Origin of the sequence: Glacieibacterium arshaanense (assembly GCF_004681125.1) — a bacterium.
Lineage (GTDB): Bacteria > Pseudomonadota > Alphaproteobacteria > Sphingomonadales > Sphingomonadaceae > Polymorphobacter_A > Polymorphobacter_A arshaanense.
This window is the reverse complement of sequence record NZ_SIHO01000001.1, coordinates 402,897-423,924: the sequence shown is the minus strand read 5'-3', so window position 1 is coordinate 423,924 and position 21,028 is coordinate 402,897. Positions and strand designations below refer to the sequence as shown.

Below are 21,028 nucleotides of genomic sequence, written 5' to 3'. Positions count from 1 at the left end.
ATGGACGATTTCAGCCATCTCGACGGCTTGGCGCAGGCAGCGCTGGTCGCCTCGAAGCAGGTCAAGCCGGCCGAGCTGCTCGAAAGCGCCATCGCGCGCGCCGAGGCGGTCAACCCGCAGCTCAATTTCATGGCGCAGAAGCTCTACGACCGCGCCCGTAGCGCACCCGTCGGCAGCGGGCCGTTCGCCGGCGTGCCGTTTCTGGTGAAGGACCTCCACGTCGATATCGTTGGCGCGCGCTCTGGCGAAGGCAGCCATTTGTGGGACGGCTATGTGCCAACCGTCAACAGCACGCTGTTCGACCGCTACGAAGCCGCGGGCCTCGTGACCTTCGGCAAGACCACCTCGCCCGAACTCGGGCTGACGGTGACCACCGAGAGCGCCGCCTACGGCCTGACGCGCAACCCCTGGGACCCGTCGCGCACCAGCGGCGGCTCCTCGGGCGGCTCGGCGGTCGCGGTGGCGGCGGGCATCGTGCCGATGGCGTCGGCTTCGGACGGCGGCGGCTCGATCCGCGCACCCGCGTCGTGCTGCGGCGTGTTCGGCATGAAGCCGTCGCGCGGTCGCATGCCGAACGGCCCGCACAAGACCGAAGGCTGGCTCGGCATGTCGATCGCCCACGCCGTGACACGCTCGGTACGCGATAGCGCCGCGCTGCTCGATGCGACGCACGGGGTCGAGCCCGGCGCGCGCTACAGCGCCCCTGCCCCCGAAGGCAGCTTCCTCGCGGCCACCCAGCGCGCGCCCGGCAAGTTGCGCATCGCGATAATGCTGTCGCCGCCGACCGGCGTGCCCGTCGATCCCGAAGTCATCGCCGCGACGCGCGCCACCGCCAAGCTGCTCGAAGGCCTCGGCCACCATGTCGAGGAAGCCCAGCCGCCGCTCGACGGCGCCGCGATTGCCGCGGCGTTCGTTGCGGTGCTCGGCGTCTGCACCGCGCATGATGTCGACAGCCGCGCCGCACAACTGGGCCGCGCGATCCGCGAGGGCGAGATCGAACCCGTCACCGCGATGTTCGCGCACATCGGCCGCAAGACCAGCGGCACCGAAATCATCGCCGCGAACGACATGTTCCAGAAGACCGCGATCATCATGGCGCAGTTCATGGCCAAATATGACGTGGTGTTGTCGCCGGTGATGGGCAAGCCGCCGATCAAGCTCGGGCTGATCGACCTCGCGCCCGCCGACAACGCGCGCTGGACCGCCGAAATCACGACGTTCAGCCCGTTCACCTCGCTCTACAACCAGACCGGCCAGCCGGCGATGTCGGTGCCGCTGGCCGCAAGCAGCACCGGCCTCCCCATAGGCATGATGTTCGCCGGGCGCTACGGCGACGAGGCGTTGCTCTACAGCCTTGCGGCGCAACTTGAGCAAGCGGCGCCCTGGGCCGAGACGCGGCCGCAGCTCAGCTAGCGGCGCGCCGCGCCTCGACCCTTGCACCGGGGAAGATGCGCAGGAAGTTCTCGGTGTAGAACTTGTCGCGCACCGCCGCGCTGCGGTCGCCGAGCGCGGCTTCAAACCGCGCAATCGGGTTCCGCCCGCCTTCGATGTGAGGATAGTCGCTGCTGAACAGGTAAAGGTCGGGGTTCGACGCGTCGATGAAGACGCCGACCTCCTCGAACACGAACGGCGTGAACGCCATTTGCTGCGTCAGCTGCTCGGACGGCGTGCGGCTCAGCCCCTGCAGATTGGCGTCGTTGCGGCTCCAGTGCTTGACCACCCAGTCGAGCCGGCGCAGCAGTTCGGGCACCCAGCCGGCGCCGAGTTCGACGGCGGCGCCGCGCAGCCCCGGATGCCGTTCGAACACCCCGTCGAGCACCAACATCGACACGAATGCCTCGGGCGCGGCATGCGCCAGCGCAATATCCTTGGTGCGCAGATTCTCGCCGCCGCCGAGCCAGTCCTTCGTCGGCGGCCGGCCATTGTTCATCCATGCCTTCGCGGCCTGCAGCGGCGCGCCGCCGACATGCAGCACGAACGGCGTACCGCTTTCGGCCAGCCGCGCCCAGAACGGGTCGAGATCGACATGGCCTGGCGAGCGGTCGCCGCACGGCCGGTGCGGCACCCACACCGCCTGCAGCCCAAGCCGCAGCGCGTTGTCGAGTTCCGCCATCGCCAGCGCCGGATCATCGAGCGGCACCACCGCGACGCCCATCAGCCGCTCATCGACACTGCAGAAATCGGCCATGTGGCGGTTGTGCGCGCGTGCTGCACCGTAGCGCAGCGCCGGGTCAAGTTTGCTGCTCGGCGAGAACGGCATGGCGACGCTGTGGGTCGCAAACACCAGCTGCTTGGCAAACCCCAGCAGGTCCATCGCGACGGTGCGGTCATCGCGGTTGAACGCGCCAAGACCCTGGATTTCCTTCGACTTTTCGATCAGCGCATCGCCCATCGCGACCTGTGCCGCAACATGTTCGGGGCTGTGACGCCCACCCTGCGCCATGATCACCGCGACCTCCTCGTCGGTGACGATCGACGCCGAATAGCTGACCTCCGGAATGGCATCGCGCAGCGCCGGATCGGCGTAGCGCTTCAGGAAATCGGGCAGCTCCATGATATGGCTGTCGGCGTCATAATACAGCCGGTCGGCGGGGGCATAAGGCATGGCAGTTCCTCCCAAGTATTTTGGGGCATCATGGACGCCGGCGCGCCCAAGTCAATGACGTCCGATTCGACTGCCATGCCACGCCGGACGCGCTATAAGGCTACCCCATGAACCTGCCCTTTGCCTCTGGAGACCTGCCCGGCGCCGATGACAGCGCGCGTCTGGGCTTGATCTGGGGCTTTGATTTCACGCGCACCAAAGCCGCGCCGCTCAGTGCAGCGACAGCGCTGCGCACCCCACCAGCAGGCGTGTTTCGCTGGCTGCATCTCAACCTCGCCGACCAATGGACGCAGCGCTGGCTGGGTGGTCACAGCATGCTGTCGCCGCTTGTCCGTGACCTGCTGGTCGCCACCGAACGCCACCAACGTGCGCTGGTCGACGGCGATACGGTGGCATGCGCTTTGCTCGACTTCGAACGCGACTTCGATGTCCCCGAGCCGACGCGCACTGGCTTGCTGGTGTTCGCGGTGACGCCGGGGCTGATGGTGTCGGCGCGCCACCATCCGATGAGCGCCGCCGACGAAATGCGCCGCCGCATCGATCTTGGCGCGCGCCCGGCCGACGCAGCTGCCGCCACCGAATTGCTCATTGGTTCGGTCACCGAAGTCGCGACACGCGTGTCGAACCAGCTGACCACCATCGTCCAGGCGGCCGAGGACGCGCTGATCGACTACGGCCATGCCCCCGACCCGCGGGCGCTGGTCGAGGTCCGGCGCCGCGCCGTGCTGCTGCACCGCCAGCTCACCGGCCTGCGCGCCGTGCTGCACCGGCTCGAGACCGACGAGGATGTGCCCGAAGCGCTGCACCCGACGTTCACCAAGCTGACGCAGCGCGTCGCGGCGCTCGACACCGATGTCCTGCAGATTCAGGGCAACCTGCGGCTGCTGCGCGAGGAAGTCGACATGCAGACCGCCAATCGCACCAACGCCAACCTGTACATTCTGTCGCTGCTCACCGCACTGCTGCTGCCGCCGACGCTGGTCACCGGATTTTTCGGGATGAACACCGGCGGGCTGCCGTTCGCGGCCGAAGAACATGGCACGGCGCTGGCTTTCGCGCTGATGGCAGGCGCGGCGATTGCGGTGTTCATCTGGTTGCAGTCGCGCGGCTTCTTCAAGCGCTAGTCGCGGGCATCGCCTTTGGCCGCATGACCGGCCGCAATGCCGCGCGCTGCCTGGTCGAGGTCGATGACCGTATCGACCGTAGCGAGCACTTCGGTGATGTCGCGATACAACCGCGCCAGCGCCTCGCGACTGGCGGCGGGAGCGCGGAAACTCGGCGGTGCGAACAGGCTGTTGCCGATGCGCGGAATGGCCAAGGTCAGGCGGTTGTCCTGCACCAGCGCCAACGGCCGCCCCGCCCAGCTGTGCGTCGCCATGGCGCGGAATCGTTCGATGAATGCCGGCGTCAGCAGCGCGCGCGCTGCGATCTGGTCGGTGCCGTAAACTTGATAGGCCTTTTCGAATTCGGGATCCTCGATGCGCACGCGCAGCCGGCCGCGGCCACTCATCCAGTCGCGCGCCGGTGCGAACACGTCGCCTTCGGCGATCACAGCGGTCGTGCCGCGCAAGCTACGCGGCAGCTCGACGCTGGCGAGCAGCCCCGAAAACACCGTCTGCCGGTTATCACCGCTGCCTTTGGTCAGCGCCAATTCGCAAATGTCGATCGGCAGCCCGCCATGCGTGCCTGCCAGCCGGTTCTGTGCGCCAGCGGAGTCATAGTCGCCAAAGACATGCTCGGCAGTGAGCGCCGAAAGGTCGGCGTCCACCGCGCGCGTGTAGGTGATGTCGCCGAAGCGTGCGGCGATCAGCGGCAGCATCTTGTCGCGGTAAAGCCGGTCATAGCGGTCGCTGAGCGCGAACTCCGCCCAGCCCCAGCCAACCAGCGCACCCGTGGCGGCCATTGTCAGCAGGTCGAAATAGTCGATCGGATCGTCGCTCCAAAAGCCGGTGGCCCACAGCGCGATGCCGCCCAGTGTGCATAACGGTATCCGCCACCGCCCGCGCGCCTTCGCCTGCCGCAGCAGGTCAACCCGCGTCGTCTCAATTTCGCGCAGCACCGGCGCGAGGCTTTCGGCAAGTTCGCCGCCGACCGCCGTGTCGGGCGCGGGCTCGGGTTTTGCCATAAGCCGCATCGCCGCCCAGGCGCCCGCCATCGCCACCAACAGCCCGGCAAACAGCCCGACGGCTATCCCCGACATGACCCCCGAAGCACCCGGCGTCTGGCGGACCGACGCGGTCAGCACCATGAAGAACACCAGCGCACCCGCGCCTAGCCCGCCAAAAATCGCCAGCCGCGCCAGCCCGCTGCGATCAGGGGCTGGGCGGGGGTCGGTCACCGCAGCAGCGCTGCGGCGTCGACGGGGGCGCGGGCGTCCGCCGGCGCTTCGAAGAACGGCAGCGGCGCCGATGCGCCGGCCAGTCCCGCGAGCAACTGGCCCGGGAAGATTTGCGTCGCGTTGCGCAGGTCGCCGACGGCGCTGTTGTAGAAACGGCGTGCAGCGGAAATGTTGGTTTCGACTTCGGTCATGCCGCGCTGCGCCTCGATCATCGGGCCGTCGGATTTGAGCGCCGGGTAGTTCTCCGCCACCGCGAGCAGTTTGCCGACGCCGGCCTCGAGCTGGTTTTCAGCGGCAAAGCGCGCGCTGGTGCCGGGCGGCAGTGCGACAGCGGCTGTACGCAGCGCGGTCACTTCTTCGATCAACCCGCGTTCATGCTCCATGAAGCGCCGCGCCACGGCGAGCAGGTTGGGGATCAGGTCATGGCGTTGGTTGAGCTGGACATCGATGCCCGCCAGCGCCTCGGCAACGCGGTTGCGCCGCGTGACAATCGCCGCGTACCAGAAATACAGCCCGGCCAGAATGACCGCCAGCAGCACCCAAAACAGCGCGCCCATATCTGCCTCCCCGACAGCGAAGCGACGGTGGATGCACCGGCCTCGGTGCAAGACTGTAACAGATATCAGGGGTGGGTGATATGCGCGCGCCAACGGGCGCAGATCGGGAGCGGAAGCAGGCGCGGGCAAAGCCCGCGTGTCGGACGGGTTCAGCGGCGAGAGCGCCGCTGCCCCGCCGGCCGGACTGCGCGCGAGTCCGCGCGTAAGGCGAAATTCGCGAAGGGCAAATTTCGTCTTACGCGCCAGCCGCGCTTAGTCGTCATCCTCCACATCAACCGTCTCACCGGTCACGCGCTGCGCGAGTGCCGCCGCCATGAACGCGTCGAGGTCGCCGTCGAGGACATCGCCCGTCGCGCTGGTCTTGGTGCCGGTGCGCAGGTCCTTGACCTGCTGGTACGGCTGCAGGACGTAGCTGCGGATCTGGTGGCCCCAGCCGATGTCGGTCTTGCCCGCTTCGACGTCGGCCGATGCGGCCTCGCGGATCGCCAGCTCGCGTTCGTACAGCCGCGCCTTGAGCATCTTCATCGCGGTGGCGCGGTTCTTGTGCTGCGAACGTTCGTTCTGGCACGCGACAATGACGCCGGTCGGCATATGCGTGATGCGGACGGCGGAATCGGTGGTGTTGACGTGCTGCCCGCCGGCGCCCGACGCGCGGTAGGTGTCGATCTTCAGGTCCGATTCCTTGATGTCGATGTCGATTTCGTCATCGATGACCGGATAGACCCAGATGCTCGAAAAGCTGGTGTGCCGCCGTGCCGCGCTGTCGTACGGGCTGATGCGGACCAGCCGGTGCACGCCGCTTTCGGTCTTCGCCCAGCCATAGGCGTTGAGCCCCTTGATCAGCAGCGTGGCGTTCTTGATGCCCGCCTGCTCGCCGGCGTGATAGTCGATCAGTTCGACCTTGTAGCCATGGCGTTCGGCCCAGCGCGTGTACATGCGCTGCAGCATTTCGGCCCAGTCCTGCGACTCGGTGCCACCGGCGCCCGAATTGACTTCGAGGTAACAGTCATTGGAATCGGCTTCGCCCGACAGCAGTGCTGCGACCTTGTCGGTATCGGCGCGCTTCGCCAGGTCGGCGAGTGCGGCGACGCCTTCGTCGGCCATGGCCGTATCGCCCTCTTCCTCGGCCATTTCGATCAGTTCGACATTGTCCGACAGCTCGCGCTCGATGCGCCGCGTCGCGCCGATCGCCTCGTCGAGGCGGCGGCGTTCCTGCATCACCGCCTGCGCGGCCTTGGGGTCATTCCACAGCGTCGGGTCTTCGACGCGATTGTTCAGTTCGTCGAGACGGCGGAGGGCGCGATCCCAGTCAAAGAAACCTCCTCAGCAGGTCGAGCGCCTGCTGGATTTTATCGACATGGGCCTGGCCCTCGGCACGCATTGTGTGATTTCCCGTAAAGTGAGCGGGCTACATAGGGGGAAGTGACCGTGAAGTGAAGGGCCTCCGGCGGGCAAGGCCTCGGGCCCTGCACCCAATAATCGGGTGCAGGGGCTAGCCCCTGCCCGCCGGAGGCTCTTACTTCTTCGGATCAATCGGCGTCAGCCGACCCAGCCGCGCCTCGATCGCCGCGCCGGCGTCGACGCACAGGTCCTCGCGGAAGCGGTCGCCGGTGATCTGCACGCCGAGCGGCAGGCCGTTGGCGGTACCCGTCGGCACGCACACCACCGGCAGCCCGAGCAAGTTCATCGGCACGACAAAGCGCATGACGTTGAGGATGTTCGCGGTACTTTCGGGGCCGGCCACATCATAGCCATGGACGAACTGCGGCGTGCACCACGTCGGCCCGAGGATCAGCGGATAGTCGGCGAAGAATTCGGACCAGGCACGGGCGATTTCGTGGCGCCGCGCCTGCAGCATGACGCCGTCGGCATAGCTCGGCAGCGGCTGCGTCGCGGCAAAGGCTTCGAAAAAGCCGACCGCGTCGGGCGACATGATCTGGCGCAGCACGTCGGTCATCGTGCCATATTCCCACACCAGCCATTTCGCCCAGACGTCGATGGCGTCCTCGACCATCGGCGGATTGACCTCGACGACATCATAGCCAGCGTCCTTGAGTGCGGCGGCAGCCGCGCGCACACCGGCGCTGATTTCGGGCGCAGTGGTGCCGCCGGGCGGATCGGCAACGACCGCGACCTTGATGCGGCCGGCAGGTTTGGGCCCCACCAGCGGCGCCGGGAACGAGAACGGATCGCGCGGATGCGGCCCGGCCAGCACCGACAAAGCGGTGCGTAAATCGCCGACGCTGCGTGCCATCGGGCCATAGACCGCCATCATCTGGAACACGAGCATCGGGCTGCGCAGCTCGATCGACTGGGCATAGGGGATGCGCCCGAAGCTCGGCTTCAGACTGGCGATGCCGCAAGCGAACGCCGGGTTGCGAAGCGAGCCGCCGATGTCGTTGCCCAGCCCGATCGGCGTCATGCCGGTGGCGAGTGCCGCACCCTCGCCGCCGCTCGAACCGCCGACGGTGCGGCCGGCGTCCCAGGGGTTGCGCGTCAGCCCGTACAGCGCGCTGTCGGTGTGGATGCGCAGCCCCATGTCGGGCAGGTTGGTGCGCGCAAACGGGATGCCACCCGCCGCCTTCATGCGCTCGACCGTCGGGTCATCGAGGCTCGGCATGGCGTTCGCAAACGCCGGGACGCCGTGCGTGGTCGGCACGCCGACCTGGTCGATGTTGGCCTTGACGCTGAACGGCACGCCGTGGAACGGCCCGAGCGCGGCGCCCGCGGCGACCGCCTTGTCGGCGGCGTCAGCGGCGGCAAGCGCGCCGGCGGCGTCGGTACTCACCACCGCGTTGACGGCAGGATTCACCGCCGCGATGCGCGCCAGATGCGCCTCGACCACCGCGCGCGACGAGGTATCGCGGCGCGCGATCATCGCAGCAAGTTCGGTTGCGGAATTGCGCCAGAGTTCGTTGCCCATATGCCCCTCCCCAGAAGCGTCGTTGTGAACCTTAACCCAGCCGTGCCGACGAATCGCCGAGCCCCGAGCCGCCGTCGCAATCGATGATCGCGCCGGTGATATACTTGGCGTTGTCGGTGCACAGGAACAGCGCCACATCGGCAATGTCGCGCTTTGTGCCATAGTCGCGCAGCGGCACGCTGGCCTTGATGCGCTTTTCGATTTCGGGGGTCGAACCCAGCCGCCGCATGCCTTCGGTATCGGCAATCGGCCCCGGCGTGACGGCGTTGACGCGGACGCCTTCGGGACCCCACTCCATTGCCAGGCACTTGGTCAGCATATTGATGCCGGCCTTTGCCGCGCAGACATGCGACTGCATCATCGTCGGGTTGACCGCCTGCCCGGCGGTGATCGAAATCAGCGAGGCGCCCGGCCGGCGCAGGAACGCATAGCAAGCGCGCAGCACGTTGAACGTGCCGATCAGGTCGATATCGATGACGGTCTTGAAGCCGTTCGCCGACATGCCGAGCGCCGGCGCGACGAAATTGCCCGCCGCACCCGAAATGACGATGTCGATGTCGCCGTACGCCGCCTGCGTCGCTGCAAGCGCTGCCTCGACCGCGGCATAGTCACGGACATCGGCGGCAATGCCCATCGCGGTCCCACCGGCGGCGCGAATGCCCGCAGCGGCCACCTCGATCTTGTCCGCGCTACGGCTGATCAGGCCGATCTTCGCACCGTGGCGCGCGAAGTGTTCGGCGATTCCGAGGTTGATGCCGCTCGAGCCACCGGCGACGAACACGGTCTTGCCGGCCAGGACGCCGTCCTTGAAAGCATCATTCATCGTCTGGGCTCCTTTTGTTACTGGTCTGGCGCCGGCTTTCTGGGCGGGCCGGTCCTTGGCCCCAGATGCGCGCCGGCATCGGTGATGATGCTTTCGCCGGTAATATTGCCCGACTCGCTGCCGGCGAGAAACAGCACCGTATGGGCAATATCCTCGGCGGTTCCGGCATGCGCCAGCGGTGTCGATTGCTCCTGCTGGGCGATCATCTTGGCCAGCCCGGCTTCGCCCATCGGGTCGGCAAACCAGCGCGTCCCGATGAAGCCCGGACAAACCGCGTTGATCCGCAACCCAGGCCCCAGCGCGCGCGCCAGCGACTTTGTCATGTTGATCAGCGCGGCCTTCGAGGCCGCATAAGCGACCGACGATCCGATCGCCATGATACCGGCGATCGACGCGACGTTGACCACGACACCCTGCGATCCGCTGGCCGCCATCGCCGGCGCGGCCGCGCGTATCATCTGGAAGGCGCCGACGACGTTGATGCGGTAGATCGACAGGAAGTCCTCGGCGCTGAGCCCGTCCAGATCATCATGCCCGACCATCTTGGTGATGCCGGCGTTGTTGATCAGGATATCGAGGCGGCCCCAGCGCGCGACGGCATCTGCCACCAGCGCGCGGCAATCCGCATCGTCGCCGACATCGCCGCGTGCCGCCGCCGCATCGACGCCGAGCGCCCGGCAAGCAGCCGCGGTGGCTTCGGCGTCGGCGCTGCTGCGCGAGTAATTGACCAACACATTGGCGCCGCGCGCGGCCAGGCCGAGCGCCACCGCCGCGCCAAGCCCGGTGCCGCCTCCGGTGACGATTGCGACTTTACCGAGCATGGTCATGGCACTGGCTCCTGTGTTGTGCGGCCGTCAGCCCTTCTTGGTGCTCTTCGGGAACATCGCGCGGCGCGGCCCGAGATAGCCGAACAGATAGGCGCCGACCTTGCGCATCTGGATTTCTTCGGAACCCTCGGTGATGCGGTAACGGCGGTGGTGGCGATAGATGTGCTCGAACTGCTTGTGGCGCGAATAGCCAATGCCACCATGGACCTGCATCGCGCGGTCGGCGGCCTGGCCGACGAGGCGGTTCGCCCAATAGTTGCACATGCTGATCTTGTCGGAGAGTTCCTTCTCGATTGCTTCGTGCGGCATGCGGTCCATTTCCCATGCCGTCTTGCGGATCAGCAGGCGCAGCATTTCGCACTGCGTCGCCAGCTCGACCAGCGGGAACTGGATCGCCTGGTTGCGCGCCAGCTCTTCGCCGAACGGCTTGCGTTCACGCGCGTATCTAACGCTTTCCTCGACGCAATAGGTTGCCGCACCGAGCGAGCTCGCGGCTTGGCGAATACGGTTCTGGTGGACGAAGCTCTGCGCCAGCGCGAGGCCGTTATCGAGCTGGCCGAGCATGGCCGTCGCCGGCACCCAGACGTCGGTGAAGCTGACGCGCGGGTGATCGGTGGGCATGTTGAACGTCCACAGATATTCCTCGATCTTCAATCCCGGCGTTTCGGTCGGCACCAGCAGGCAGGTGATGCCCTTGGCAGCGCCGTCGGCACCGCTGGTCCGGCAGAACGTCGCGCAATGCGTCGCGACGTGCATGCCCGTCGTCCACATCTTCTCGCCGTTGATCAGCCAGCCTTCGACGCCGTTCCGCGTTTCGGGCACTGCGCGGGTTTCCATGAACGTCGCGTCGGAGCCATGGTCGGGCTCGGTCAGGCCGAACGCGGTGCGGCGGGTGCCGTTGAAGCCGCCGAGGATGAACTCCTCCTGCTGCGCCGGCGTGCCGAAGGTTTCGAACATCGCGACAAACGGGAAGTTGCCGACAATCGACATTTCGTTCTGCAGGTCATTGTGCAGGCCGAGGCCCTTGGCGGCGAAATGGTCGCGAATCACCGCCATCCACAAATTGCTGCCGTCCTTGCCGCCGTACTTCTTCGGCGCCGAAAAACGCCAGTGGCCGGCCTTGTCGGCAAGCCGTGTCGCCTGACGCAGCAGGTCTTCCCATTCATGGCGCGGCAGGCCGCCATTTTCGAAATCGGTACGCGCCCATTCGCGGCGGTGATCGAAGAAGCGCTCGTTGTCGTCCTTGGCCTGCAGCGGCTTGATTTCCTTCTCGATGAAGTCGTCAAGCTCGGCCAGATAGGCGACCAGTGCGGGTTCGAGATCATAGTTGGTGGCAGTCATCGGCGTCTCTCCCAAGGTGTTTTGCCGATGATAGTTTACGTTAACGGCAACCACGTCAATGGCTAATCATCCCTTATGCTTGTGACGCGGCGGCGATCATGGCATCGCAGCGCGACACCTGCAGGAAATATCCCAATGACCAACATCCTGATTACCGGCAGCACGCGCGGCATCGGCGCAGCTGCGCTCGCAGCACTCACCGCGAGCGGTGCAAGCGTGGTCGGTCACGGCATGCGGCCGCGCGACGGCGCCATCGGCGCCGACCTCGCGATTCCGGGCGCTGCCGAACAGCTCTGGGGCCGCGCGCTCGATGCGCTGGGTGGCCGCATCGACGTGCTGGTCAACAACGCCGGCGTGTTCGAAAGCGTCGACCTTGATGCGACCGACAGTGAGTGGGCGTCGACCTGGGCGCGGTCGAACGCCATCAACCTGCGCGCGCCGGCGAACCTGTGCCGGCTGGCGGTCAAGCATTTCCGTGAAAACGGCGGTGGCCGCATCGTCAACGTCGCCAGCCGCGCCGGCCACCGCGGCGACAGCCCGCAGCATTGGCACTATGCCGCCGCCAAGGCCGGCCTGATCGGCATGACCAAGACGATCGCCCGCGCCTATGCCCACGAAAACATCCTGGCGTTTGCGGTCGCGCCGGGCTTCACGATGACCGGCATGGCGGAGGAATATCTGTCGAGCCGCGGCGGCGAAAAGCTGCTCGCCGACATCCCGCTGGGCCGCGTCGCCAGTGCGGAGGAAGTCGGCGAAACTATCCGCTGGCTGGCGCTCGACGCACCGCCGTCGCTGACTGGTGCGACGCTCGACATAAATGGCGCCAGCTATGTCCGCTGATGCCGAAGCTTGGCGCGTCACGCTAGCCTGCAACCGCATCGAGGCCGAACTGCTCGCCTATGCCGAGGACCTGTTCGCCGACATGGCCGTGCAGCCGACGCTGCTGACCGACGAGCCCGACCCCGACAAGCCCGACGACTGGCTGCTGCACGCCTATTTCGCCAGCGAGCCGACAACTGAACAGGTGGCGCGGCTTGAAAACGCCGTCGCCAGCGCCGCGCCGGGCAGCGCGTCGGTCGAATATCTGCCGCCGCAGGATTGGCTGACGCTGTCGCAGGCCGGCATCGAGCCGGTCGTCGCCGGGCGCTTCCACGTCCACACCGGCGATCACGCGCACCGCCGCCGGCCGGGGCAGATCGGCATCCGCATCGACGCCGGCCTCGCGTTCGGCACCGGCCAGCACGCGACAACGCACGGTTGCCTCAAAGTCATTGACCGGCTGGCGAAGCGCGCGCGGCGCTTCGACAATATCCTCGATCTCGGCACCGGCACCGCCGTGCTGGCGCTCGGCGCGGCAAAGCGCTTTCGCCGCGCCCGCATCATCGGCAGCGATATCGATCCGGTGTCGGTGGATGTCGCCAAGGCCAATACGCGGCTCAACCGCGAACGGTTGGGGCGCACCGCGGGGCGGCTCGAATTCGTCACCGCCAAGGGCATGGATGCGCCGCGGCTGCGTCAACGCGCACGCTACGATCTGATTCTGGCAAATATTCTGGCCGCGCCGCTGGTCGGCATGGCGGGCGATATCAGCGCGGCGCTGGCGCCGGGCGGTGTATTGGTGCTGGCAGGGCTGCTCAACGGGCAGCGCCAGCGCGTCGTCGCCGCCTATCGCGGGCGGGGACTGGTGCCGCTTATCCAGCCCAAGGTCGGCGAATGGCCGACCCTGGTGCTGGTCAAGGGCTAGTCAACATTGGCGCTCAGGCGCGCCAGGCGTGAAACAGCCGGAATTCGGCATTGCCCGGCGTGGTCGAAACCGGACGGCGCGGCGTAACGTTACGCTTCGCAGCCGGATTGGCCTTTGCTGGGGCAATTTTGGGCATCAAGCCCATCGTCGCGAGTTTCATTTCCATCTCCATTCTAAGTCCGGATCTGCCGGACAAACGCGAGATAGGAACTGAAGGGACTATTGTGCACCGCAGCATAAGTACGGGCAGCTATGCAGTGGATGCATAAAGGTTGAATGATAAATGAACGGATTTAAGGGCCTCCGGCGGGCAGGCCTGAGGCCTGCACCCATTTGTTTGGCGCTCTTCAATCGGGTTCAGGGCCTAGGCCCTGCCCGCCGGAGGCCCTTACTCTTCAGAGCCAAAATTTGACGATGCGTTCGATCACCCAATAGCTGGCGATCCCGCCGATCAGATAAGCCGGGACAATCGCCGCGCGGTGCAGATCGAAACGGTCGCCGACCAGCCGCCACAGCAAGCGCGTCGTCGCCAGCACGACAGCGATAAACAGCAATTGCCCGATTTCGACGCCGACGTTGAAGAACAGCAGCGCCAGCGGAATCGAATTCGCCGGCAGGCCGATTTCGGCGAGCGCACCGGCAAATCCCAGCCCGTGCAGCAGCCCGAAGCTGAATGCCACCAGCCACGGCTTCTTCGCCGCCAGTCCTTCGCGGCCGCGCAGTTGCTGGACGATTTCGCTGGCGACGAAGACGATCGATAGCGCGATGGTTGCCTCGACCGGCGGGCCGGGGACATGGATGACGCCCAGCGTGGCGAGTGCCAGCGTGATTGAATGTGCCAGCGTGAACGCGGTGACCGTCCACAACAGCCGCCGCGTGCCGCGCACGATCATCACCAGCGCCAGCACGAAGCACAGGTGATCGAAACCGGTCAGAATGTGTTCGATGCCGAGCACGGTGTAGGTCTGCACGACCTCGAACGCGCCGGGGCTGGCCTTGACGGTGAAGTTGGGATCGACCGCGAGGATGCGGTCGAGCTGCACCGTGCCGTCGGCGCGCGCCAGCCGGACGATGATATCGGTGCGTGAATTCGGCAGGTCGGGAAAGCCGATGGTCTTGCCGTCGAGCCCGCCCGCCACTTCGACGCGCCAGCGCTGCACCGCCATGCCATTGGCATAGCTGGTGTGCTTGGGGGTGGCCGCGGTCGTGCCCGCGGGGAACACCGGCTTGACCTTGAGCGTGGTGTTCTCGTCAAGCGCCGGCACCTTCCACAGCACGTCATAGCTGGTCGGCCCGGCCTGGGTAATCTGCAGATACGCCGGGCGAAACTCGTCGGCGGCAACCGGCGCCGCCAGCATGGCGAGCAACCACAGCAACAACGTCAGAAGCCGCCGCATCACTTGGTCGCTCCGGGCAGCTTGGCCTCGATGATGACGTCATAATCCTTGCGCAGCCGCGCCAGCACATCGGCACGGGCGCGGATGCGCTGGTCGTTCTCCCACTCGCGCGCCACCTCGGTGCGGATGTCGGCGAGTGGCGGCAGTTGCGGCGCGGCACGCGCGCTGACGCGCAGCAGATGCACCCCCATCCCCGACTGGAACGGCCCGACCCAGCGGCCAATCGGCGCTGCGGCCACTTGCTGCGCAAAATCCTCGCCGAAGTCGCGCGCCACCAGGTCGAGCGCGGTGGCGTTGACGTGGCCGGGCAGCATCGACGGCTGGCCGAGCTTTGCCGGATCAACGCCGCGTGCCAGTTCGGCTTGCGCAGCGGCGACGCTTGCCGGCGTCGCGATGGCGGGGTCGAAATGGATCTGGTCGAAACTGACCACCGCCGGGCGCACGAACGACTGCGGATGCGCCTTGAGCCACGCCTGCAGATCGGCATCGGTCGGCGTGGTGCGCGCCGTCTCCTCCTCCGCCATCAAATCATATTTTTGGCGCACGCGGCGCTTGATGACCGCGTCATCCTTGTCGAGCCCGAGCGACAGCCCTTCGCGGTAGACGATCTCGTCGCGCACGAAGCCATCGACCAGTCCGTTGAGTTCAGTGGCGGACGGCGGCCGCCCCCACAGCGCCTTGTACTGCGCCGCCATGTCATCGACGCGCGCCTGGCCGACGACAATGCGCTTGGTGTTGGCATCGCCGGGCGACACCTGCCCGTACAACACGAACAGCCCGAGTCCGATCAGCAGGAAGTGCAACAGCGGCTCGCGCAGAATCGTTCGGATACTCAAGAAAATCTCCCGGCGGTGGCGGTTTGAGCCCCGAGCCGGCGCCTGTTCTAGGCGAGCCCCGCCGATAGATAAAGCGTCGATGCGGGCGCCACCTTGACCCATGCCGCGCCAGGCTTCACCGTTGCAGCAACGACGCAGCAAGCGTCACGCCGGGGGAGTTTGAACATGCGGGTTTCGTTTGGAATGCTATTGCTGGCGGGTGTCAGCGTTGCCGGGGTGACGGCACTGTTGCTGCCGCCGGTCACCGCACCGGTGGCAGCGACCAACGCCGCGCCGGGGCTGGCGCGCGGTAGCTATCTGCCCGATGCCGACCGCAAATATCCGACGCGCGTGCTGTGGGGTGACGAGCATCTCCACACCGGCTGGTCGGGCGACGCCTCGCTCGGCGGCACGACGCTGACACCCGAAGACGCGGTGCGCTTCGCACGCGGCGAAACCGTCAAGTCGAGCACCGGCGAGGACGCCAAGCTCGACGTGCCGCTCGACTGGCTGGCGGTCACCGATCACAGCGACGGCTATGGCACCGCCAGCGAACTGCGCGCCGGCAACCCCGAAATGCTCGCCGACCCGACCGCCAAGCGCTGGGCCGCGATGACCGCCGCCGGTGGCGCGCAGGCGCGTGCGGCGCAGCTCGAGGCGATCAACGCGCAGGCCACCGGCACGCTGCCCAAGATCATGATGGACCCCAAATGGATGAAACAGGCCTGGGCGAAATCGATCGCCATCATGGACAAATACAACGAGCCCGGCCGCTTCACCGCGCTGATCGGCTATGAATGGACGTCGAACGGCGGCAACGGCGACAACCTCCACCGCAACCTGATTTTCCGCGACGCCGCCGACAAGGCCGGGCAAGTCCGCCCGCTGACCACCTTCGAAACCGATGACCCCGCCGTGCTGTGGCGCTGGATGGCGGGCTATGAGAAAAAGACCGGCGGCCGCGTTCTGGCGATCCCGCACAACGCCAATCTGTCGAACGGCCGCATGTTCGAAGACCAGCAGTACGACGGCGAGCCCATCACCCGCGAATGGGCCGAAATGCGCGCGCGCTGGGAACCGCTGTACGAATATTACCAGTTCAAGGGCGCCAGCGAAGCGCACCCGGCGCTGTCACCGACCGACGAGTTCGCCAACTTCGAAATCTGGGACACCGCCAACCTCAACGGCAAGACCAAGCAACCGGGCATGGTCGCGGGCGAATATGCCCGCACCGGTTTGGAGCGCGGGATGGTCATCGGCGCGCGCGTCGGGGTCAATCCGTTCAAGTTCGGCGCCGCCGCCGGTACCGACGCGCACACCGGCCTGAGCACGCCGGTCGAGAGCAATTACTGGGCCAAGGGGGCGCCCGCCGCCGACACCTGGAACGCCGTCCACCGCAAGGAAGACAGCGGCTATGTCCGCCGCACCTGGACGCAAGCGGCGCAGGGCGTCACCGGAGTCTGGGCGAACGCGAACACCCGCGACGCCATCTGGGACGCGATGATGCGCAAGGAAACCTATGCCTCGTCGGGGCCGCGCATCACCTTGCGCTTCTTCGGCGGCTACGGCTTCGACGCCGCCGACGCGCGTGCCGACAAGCTGGTCGCTGCAGGCTATGCCAAGGGCGTGCCGATGGGCGGCGACCTCAAGCCGGCGCAAGGCGCGGTGCCGACCTTCCTCGTCGCGGCAATGAAGGACCCGCGCGGCGCCAACCTCGACCGCGTGCAAGTCATCAAGGGCTGGCTCGATGCCGATGGCAAGCCGCGCGAGGCGATTTTCGATGTCGTCTGGAGCAGCCCGGCCAAGCGCAAGCCCGTCGCCGGCAAGCTGCCGCCGGTCGGCGATACCGTCGATGTCGCCAACGCCAGCTACCGCAACTCGATCGGCGCCAGCGAACTCGTCGGCAGCTTCCGCGACCCCGGCTTCGACCCGCGCCAGCGCGCATTCTACTATGCCCGCGCCATCGAAATCCCGACGCCGCGCTGGACCGCCTATGACGCCAAGCGCTTCAAGGTGAAGATGGCGCCCGAGGTGACGATGAAGCTGCAGGAACGCGCCGTCTCGTCACCGATCTGGTATACGCCAGCCTGACCGCGCATTCCGCGACTTTCCATCGGGGACCAGTCTGCTAAATTGTTCAAGCTTTCCAGCGTATCGAAGGACGAAGGCCATGATCAAATCGACAATGACGGCACTGCTGCTCGGCGCCAGCGTCTTGACGCTCGCGGGCTGTTCGAAAAAGGCCGAAACGCCCGGCAAGACCGAGGTCGCCGCGACCGCCATCGCCGGTGAGAACGAAGCCGAGGCGGCAATTCCGTCGAACCCCGAGCGCAACGCCTATTTCGGCAACGTCCATGTCCACACCGGCTATTCGTTCGACGCGCTGACCAACGGCAGCAAGACCAAGCCCGAAGACGCCTATGCCTGGGCGCAGGGCAAGGAAATCACCAACAGCGGCGTTGGCGGCAAGATCCAGATCGTCACCCCGCTCGATTTCTACATGGTGTCCGAACACGCCGAGTTCATGGGCGTGTTCAACCAGATGTCGAACCCTGACAGCCCGCTGAGCAAGCACCCGCTCGCCGCCGGCGTGACCTCGCCCGACGCCAATGTCGCGCTGCAGACGTTCGCGGGCATTTTGCGCGACATGAGCGCCGGCAAGATCGATCCGGCGTTCACCGATCCCAAGCTGGCGCATTCGGTCTGGGAAGAAATCATCAAGGCCGCCGACGCCAACTACAAGCCCGGCAAGTTCACCACCTTTGCCGGCTTCGAATGGACGTCGAACCCGCAGAAGCGCAACCTGCACCGCGTCGTGGTGTTCCGCGATACTGCACACCTGCCCGATCTGGTGTTGTCGTCGCTCGAATCGGATGACCCCGAAACTTTGTGGGCGTGGATGGCCAAGCAGCGCGACAATGGCGCGACGCTGTTCGCGATTCCGCACAACGGCAACGCCAGCGACGGCCGCATGTTCGAACTGACCAAGTTCGACGGCAAGCCGATCGATGCCGCGTACAATGCCACGCGCGCCAAGAACGAGCCGCTGTACGAAATCAGCCAGATCAAGGGCACATCGGAAACCTGGCCGGGCCTGTCGCCGAACGACGAATTTGCCGGCTTCGAACAGTGGAACTACACGCTGTCGGCGGACTTCCAGCGCCCGGTCAACCACCGCGGCAGCTTCGCGCGGCAAGCACTACTCGACGGCCTGTCGCAGGACGCGGCGGGCAAGGGCAACCCGTTCAAATACGGCTTCATCGGCGACAGCGACACGCACAACGCCGCCGGCACCAACGAGGAATTCAACAACACCGGCAAGTTCGCGCACGAGAACGACCCGCGCTTTGCGCTGGGCGGCGCACCCGGCATGCCCGAAGGCCAGATCCAGCAGATCCGCGAGTTCAGCTCGGGCGGTCTCGCCGGCGTCTGGGCCGAAAAGAACACGCGCGGCGCGATCTACGACGCGATGGCGCGCAAGGAAACCTTCGGCACCTCGGGCACGATGATCAAGGTGCGCTTCTTCGGCGGCTGGGACTTTGCGCCGGGCGATGTCACCGCCAGCGATTTTGTCCAGCGCGGCTACAAGCGCGGCGTGCCGATGGGCGGCGACCTCAAGGGCACGGGCAAGGCCCCTACGTTCATGGTCACAGCGCTCAAGGACCCCAAGAGCGGCAACCTCGACCGCGTCCAGATCGTCAAGGGCTGGGTCGATGCCAAGGGCGCGCAGCATGAGAAAATCTACGACGTCGTGTGGAGCGGTGACCGCAAGCCCGACGCCGCCGGCAAGCTGCCTGCGGTCGGCAACACTGTCGATCTGAAGACCGGCAAATACACCAACAGCATCGGCAGCGCGTCGCTCGCCAGCACCTGGACCGACCCCGATTTCGATCCCAAGGTGCGCGCCTTCTACTATGCCCGCGTGCTCGAAATTCCGACGCCGCGCTGGAGCACGATTGCTGCAGCAAAACTCGGCGTGCCGATCCCGGGCAAGCTGCCAGTCAGCATCCAGGAGCGCGCGTGGAGCTCGCCGATCTGGTATCAGCCGGGCTGAGGGGTTTTACGGAGATGACGCGGCGGCGCAATTGGGGTCTATGACTCCAATCCGCCACCACATCGGGGCCGCGTCATGAAGCGTATCGACATCACCTACTTCTCCGACCTGCTGTGCGTCTGGGCATGGTTCGCGCAGCCGCGCATCGACGAGGTGCGCGCCAATTTCGGTGACCGCGTGAGCTTCGTGCCGCGCTACTGCTCGGTGTTCGGCGACACGGCGCGCAAGATCCCGGCACAATGGGCTGACAAGGGCGGCTACGACGGCTTCAACGCGCATCTGCTGCACGCCGCCGCAGGCTTCCCCGAACTGACCGTAAACGCGCAAATCTGGCGCAGCGTGCGGCCGGCGTCATCGCTATCGCCGCATCTGATGCTCAAGGCGGTTGAGCTCGGCGCTGCCGGTGGCGCTTGGGGTGCGACGGTGACCGACGCTGCGGCGCTGGCGCTGCGCCATGCCTTCTTTGTCGACGCGCGCGACATCGCCGATGCCGCTGTGCAACGCGAAGTACTGGCTGATGCAGGTGTCGACCTTGCCGCCATCGACGCGGCCTTGGCGTCGGGCGCGGCGCATGCTGCGCTGGCCAGCGACTATAAGGATGCCGACGCGCTCGGCGTGCAGGGCAGCCCGACGTTCATCCTCAACGATGGCCGCCAGAAGCTGTTCGGCAACATCGGCTACCGCATTCTCGAAGCCAATATCGAGGAATTGCTGCGCGCCCCCGACCCCGATCAGGCCAGTTGGTGCTGAGGCGCTTGACAGCAGCGCGCTGAACGATGCGAAGTGGCCCCAAACAGCCTTGGGGATTCACACATGACCGCGCACCACATCCGCTATGAACTCGACAGCGACGGCATCGCCACACTGACCATCGACCGCCCCGAAAAGCGCGGCGCGATGACCTATGCGATGCTGATGGAATTCACCGCCAAGGTCGCCGCAATCGCGGACGATGACCGAGTCCGCGTGCTGATCGTGACGGGCAGCGGCGGCAGTTTCTGCGCCGGCACCGACCTCGCCGATCTGGCGACCATTCCGGGCGAAACGCGCGGCGTACGCGGCGGCCAGCACGAAGTCGGCAAATGGTGGCCGCTGGTGCAATGCCCGGTGCCGGTCATCGGCGCCATCGACGGCTACGCGGTCGGCATGGGCGCAGAGTTCTCCAGCCAGTGCGACGTGCGCTTCATCACGCCGCGCACGCGCTTTGCCTGGAACTTCGCGCAGCGCGGACTGGTGCCCGACACCGGTGCCGGCAGTTGGCTGCTGCCGCGCATCATCGGGCCGTCACGCGCGCTGCGGCTGCTCTATTCGACCGATTTCCTCGAGGCCGAGGAAGCACTGACCTTCGGCTATGCCCACCGCATCGTCGCCCCCGAAGAACTGGCGGCGGCAACCCGCACCGAGGCCGAGCGCTACCTGACGGCCTCGCCGATGTCGCTGCGCCGCATCAAGCAGCTGGTCTGGAAAGGCCTCGAACGCGATGTCGCCGAGCACATGGCCGAACACGTCGCGGCGATGAGCGCCTGCTTCAAATCGGCCGACCACAAGGAGGGCGTCGCAGCGTTCCTCGAACGCCGCCCGGCGCGCTTTACCGGCAAATAAGG

General features: G+C 66.4%; 19 protein-coding genes. 8 read left to right on the top strand and 11 right to left on the bottom strand.

What is annotated here, in order from left to right; genetic code table 11:
* Positions 1 to 1,413, top strand: coding sequence for an amidase (locus tag EUV02_RS01965; protein ID WP_135244538.1), 1,413 nt, complete (start codon positions 1 to 3; stop codon positions 1,411 to 1,413).
* Here the strand turns inward: EUV02_RS01965 and EUV02_RS01960 are convergent.
* Positions 1,406 to 2,605 carry an amidohydrolase family protein gene (locus EUV02_RS01960; RefSeq protein WP_135244537.1) on the bottom strand — a complete coding sequence of 400 codons (1,200 nt, stop codon included), beginning with the start codon at positions 2,603 to 2,605 and terminating at the stop codon, positions 1,406 to 1,408. The two genes, EUV02_RS01965 and EUV02_RS01960, sit on opposite strands and share 8 nt — an antisense overlap.
* Before the next feature lie 107 nt (positions 2,606 to 2,712).
* On the opposite strand from EUV02_RS01960, the gene EUV02_RS01955 reads away from it, so the two are divergent.
* Positions 2,713 to 3,729 carry a CorA family divalent cation transporter gene (locus EUV02_RS01955; protein ID WP_135244536.1) on the top strand — a complete coding sequence of 339 codons (1,017 nt, stop codon included), beginning with the start codon at positions 2,713 to 2,715 and terminating at the stop codon, positions 3,727 to 3,729.
* Here EUV02_RS01955 and EUV02_RS01950 read toward each other — a convergent pair.
* The 7 genes from EUV02_RS01950 to EUV02_RS01920 all read right to left on the bottom strand — a co-directional run bounded on the left by EUV02_RS01950 (position 3,726) and on the right by EUV02_RS01920 (position 11,414).
* Complete coding sequence (locus tag EUV02_RS01950) at positions 3,726 to 4,943, bottom strand: DUF3137 domain-containing protein (RefSeq protein WP_135244535.1); 1,218 nt, start codon at positions 4,941 to 4,943, stop codon at positions 3,726 to 3,728. The genes EUV02_RS01955 and EUV02_RS01950 overlap by 4 nt on opposite strands.
* Complete coding sequence (locus tag EUV02_RS01945; protein ID WP_135244534.1) at positions 4,940 to 5,500, bottom strand: LemA family protein; 561 nt, start codon at positions 5,498 to 5,500, stop codon at positions 4,940 to 4,942. The genes EUV02_RS01950 and EUV02_RS01945 overlap by 4 nt, the downstream gene beginning before the upstream one ends.
* Positions 5,501 to 5,752: 252 nt before the next feature.
* Positions 5,753 to 6,881 (bottom strand): peptide chain release factor 2 gene (prfB, locus tag EUV02_RS01940; protein ID WP_135244533.1). Its coding sequence is split into 2 segments (ribosomal slippage): positions 5,753 to 6,811 and positions 6,813 to 6,881, totalling 1,128 coding nucleotides; the frame shifts between segments, so codons are not numbered across the junction.
* A 135-nt stretch (positions 6,882 to 7,016) separates the two neighbouring features.
* Complete coding sequence (locus tag EUV02_RS01935; RefSeq protein WP_135244532.1) at positions 7,017 to 8,423, bottom strand: amidase; 1,407 nt, start codon at positions 8,421 to 8,423, stop codon at positions 7,017 to 7,019.
* Positions 8,424 to 8,454: 31 nt separating this feature from the next.
* Positions 8,455 to 9,246 carry an SDR family oxidoreductase gene (locus tag EUV02_RS01930; protein WP_135244531.1) on the bottom strand — a complete coding sequence of 264 codons (792 nt, stop codon included), beginning with the start codon at positions 9,244 to 9,246 and terminating at the stop codon, positions 8,455 to 8,457.
* A 17-nt stretch (positions 9,247 to 9,263) separates the two neighbouring features.
* The gene (locus tag EUV02_RS01925; protein ID WP_135244530.1) at positions 9,264 to 10,073 is read right to left on the bottom strand and encodes an SDR family NAD(P)-dependent oxidoreductase; all 810 of its coding nucleotides are present in this window, start codon (positions 10,071 to 10,073) and stop codon (positions 9,264 to 9,266) included.
* Positions 10,074 to 10,100: 27 nt separating this feature from the next.
* Positions 10,101 to 11,414: an acyl-CoA dehydrogenase family protein gene (locus EUV02_RS01920; protein ID WP_135244529.1), complete on the bottom strand. Its 1,314-nt coding sequence runs from the start codon at positions 11,412 to 11,414 to the stop codon at positions 10,101 to 10,103.
* Positions 11,415 to 11,549: 135 nt separating this feature from the next.
* Between EUV02_RS01920 and EUV02_RS01915 the strand changes: the two genes are divergently transcribed.
* Together EUV02_RS01915 and EUV02_RS01910 are read left to right on the top strand one after the other, a co-directional pair.
* Entirely contained in the window at positions 11,550 to 12,254 is a 705-nt protein-coding gene (locus EUV02_RS01915; RefSeq protein ID WP_135244528.1) for an SDR family NAD(P)-dependent oxidoreductase, read from the top strand.
* Positions 12,244 to 13,158 carry a 50S ribosomal protein L11 methyltransferase gene (locus EUV02_RS01910; protein WP_166430457.1) on the top strand — a complete coding sequence of 305 codons (915 nt, stop codon included), beginning with the start codon at positions 12,244 to 12,246 and terminating at the stop codon, positions 13,156 to 13,158. Before EUV02_RS01915 ends, EUV02_RS01910 begins: the two co-directional genes overlap by 11 nt.
* Before the next feature lie 13 nt (positions 13,159 to 13,171).
* Here EUV02_RS01910 and EUV02_RS15580 read toward each other — a convergent pair whose 3' ends face one another.
* The 3 genes from EUV02_RS15580 to EUV02_RS01900 form a co-directional block, all read right to left on the bottom strand.
* Positions 13,172 to 13,318: a hypothetical protein gene (locus EUV02_RS15580; protein ID WP_166430456.1), complete on the bottom strand. Its 147-nt coding sequence runs from the start codon at positions 13,316 to 13,318 to the stop codon at positions 13,172 to 13,174.
* A 235-nt stretch (positions 13,319 to 13,553) separates the two neighbouring features.
* Positions 13,554 to 14,555 (bottom strand): HupE/UreJ family protein, encoded by a 1,002-nt coding sequence (locus tag EUV02_RS01905; protein ID WP_135245337.1) that lies wholly within the window; start codon positions 14,553 to 14,555, stop codon positions 13,554 to 13,556.
* Entirely contained in the window at positions 14,555 to 15,391 is an 837-nt protein-coding gene (locus EUV02_RS01900) for a peptidyl-prolyl cis-trans isomerase (protein WP_166430455.1), read from the bottom strand. The genes EUV02_RS01905 and EUV02_RS01900 overlap by 1 nt, the downstream gene beginning before the upstream one ends.
* 165 nt (positions 15,392 to 15,556) lie before the next feature.
* On the opposite strand from EUV02_RS01900, the gene EUV02_RS01895 reads away from it, so the two are divergent.
* The 4 genes from EUV02_RS01895 to EUV02_RS01880 all read left to right on the top strand — a co-directional run bounded on the left by EUV02_RS01895 (position 15,557) and on the right by EUV02_RS01880 (position 21,026).
* Positions 15,557 to 17,461, top strand: coding sequence for a DUF3604 domain-containing protein (locus EUV02_RS01895; protein WP_135244525.1), 1,905 nt, complete (start codon positions 15,557 to 15,559; stop codon positions 17,459 to 17,461).
* Between the two features lie 79 nt (positions 17,462 to 17,540).
* Positions 17,541 to 19,424 (top strand): DUF3604 domain-containing protein, encoded by a 1,884-nt coding sequence (locus EUV02_RS01890; protein ID WP_135244524.1) that lies wholly within the window; start codon positions 17,541 to 17,543, stop codon positions 19,422 to 19,424.
* 75 nt (positions 19,425 to 19,499) lie between these two features.
* Positions 19,500 to 20,174 carry a DsbA family oxidoreductase gene (locus tag EUV02_RS01885; RefSeq protein ID WP_135244523.1) on the top strand — a complete coding sequence of 225 codons (675 nt, stop codon included), beginning with the start codon at positions 19,500 to 19,502 and terminating at the stop codon, positions 20,172 to 20,174.
* Between the two features lie 63 nt (positions 20,175 to 20,237).
* Positions 20,238 to 21,026 carry an enoyl-CoA hydratase/isomerase family protein gene (locus tag EUV02_RS01880; protein ID WP_135244522.1) on the top strand — a complete coding sequence of 263 codons (789 nt, stop codon included), beginning with the start codon at positions 20,238 to 20,240 and terminating at the stop codon, positions 21,024 to 21,026.
* The last annotated feature ends 2 nt before the right edge of the window (positions 21,027 to 21,028 follow it).

What these genes read in the sequence shown, in the direction of transcription:
- EUV02_RS01965 (WP_135244538.1), top strand. Translation starts at nt 1, where the DNA reads ATGGACGATTTCAGCCATCTCGACGGCTTGGCGCAGGCAGCGCTGGTC.
- EUV02_RS01960 (WP_135244537.1), bottom strand. Translation starts at nt 2,605, where the DNA reads ATGCCTTATGCCCCCGCCGACCGGCTGTATTATGACGCCGACAGCCAT.
- EUV02_RS01955 (WP_135244536.1), top strand. Translation starts at nt 2,713, where the DNA reads ATGAACCTGCCCTTTGCCTCTGGAGACCTGCCCGGCGCCGATGACAGC.
- EUV02_RS01945 (WP_135244534.1), bottom strand. Translation starts at nt 5,500, where the DNA reads ATGGGCGCGCTGTTTTGGGTGCTGCTGGCGGTCATTCTGGCCGGGCTG.
- EUV02_RS01935 (WP_135244532.1), bottom strand. Translation starts at nt 8,423, where the DNA reads ATGGGCAACGAACTCTGGCGCAATTCCGCAACCGAACTTGCTGCGATG.
- EUV02_RS01930 (WP_135244531.1), bottom strand. Translation starts at nt 9,246, where the DNA reads ATGAATGATGCTTTCAAGGACGGCGTCCTGGCCGGCAAGACCGTGTTC.
- EUV02_RS01925 (WP_135244530.1), bottom strand. Translation starts at nt 10,073, where the DNA reads ATGACCATGCTCGGTAAAGTCGCAATCGTCACCGGAGGCGGCACCGGG.
- EUV02_RS01920 (WP_135244529.1), bottom strand. Translation starts at nt 11,414, where the DNA reads ATGACTGCCACCAACTATGATCTCGAACCCGCACTGGTCGCCTATCTG.
- EUV02_RS01915 (WP_135244528.1), top strand. Translation starts at nt 11,550, where the DNA reads ATGACCAACATCCTGATTACCGGCAGCACGCGCGGCATCGGCGCAGCT.
- EUV02_RS01910 (WP_166430457.1), top strand. Translation starts at nt 12,244, where the DNA reads ATGTCCGCTGATGCCGAAGCTTGGCGCGTCACGCTAGCCTGCAACCGC.
- EUV02_RS15580 (WP_166430456.1), bottom strand. Translation starts at nt 13,318, where the DNA reads ATGAAACTCGCGACGATGGGCTTGATGCCCAAAATTGCCCCAGCAAAG.
- EUV02_RS01905 (WP_135245337.1), bottom strand. Translation starts at nt 14,555, where the DNA reads ATGCGGCGGCTTCTGACGTTGTTGCTGTGGTTGCTCGCCATGCTGGCG.
- EUV02_RS01895 (WP_135244525.1), top strand. Translation starts at nt 15,557, where the DNA reads ATGCGGGTTTCGTTTGGAATGCTATTGCTGGCGGGTGTCAGCGTTGCC.
- EUV02_RS01890 (WP_135244524.1), top strand. Translation starts at nt 17,541, where the DNA reads ATGATCAAATCGACAATGACGGCACTGCTGCTCGGCGCCAGCGTCTTG.
- EUV02_RS01885 (WP_135244523.1), top strand. Translation starts at nt 19,500, where the DNA reads ATGAAGCGTATCGACATCACCTACTTCTCCGACCTGCTGTGCGTCTGG.
- EUV02_RS01880 (WP_135244522.1), top strand. Translation starts at nt 20,238, where the DNA reads ATGACCGCGCACCACATCCGCTATGAACTCGACAGCGACGGCATCGCC.